Origin of the sequence: Amycolatopsis sp. 505, from assembly GCF_031625235.1 — a bacterium.
GTDB lineage: Bacteria > Actinomycetota > Actinomycetes > Mycobacteriales > Pseudonocardiaceae > Amycolatopsis.
In genome coordinates this window covers 1-298 of record NZ_JACKQP010000038.1, presented here as the reverse complement: position 1 = coordinate 298, position 298 = coordinate 1, and the positions used below count along the sequence as shown (strand labels likewise).

The following is a 298-nucleotide window of genomic DNA, read 5'->3' as shown; positions in this document are numbered from 1 at the left end:
TGCCACTGTCTCCAGTGTCTCGGCGTCCAGGAGCGTCAGGTCGCTGCGCTGGGTGGCCGGGTCGAAGACGAAGCCCAGCAGGACGCCGTCGTCCTCCGGTGCGTCGTCGTGGCGAGGGACGAACACGAACTCGCCCGGCTGGCGGCCCGCTCCGTACGCGCGCTCGTCGCGGGCGCCCGTGTGGAAGTCGTGCTTGAACAGGGAGCCGCCGGGGTCGGCGCCGCCGTCGGCCGACATCGCGTAGCCGTAGCGGTGGCGGCGGCCGACCAGGCGCTCGTCGTCGCGCGGGAACTCCTGG

The 298-nt window shown here is 73.5% G+C and carries 1 protein-coding gene; it reads right to left on the bottom strand.

What is annotated here, in order from left to right:
• On the bottom strand, positions 1–298 hold a 298-nt coding region (locus H5965_RS46035; RefSeq protein WP_310977648.1), incomplete at both ends, for a carotenoid oxygenase family protein.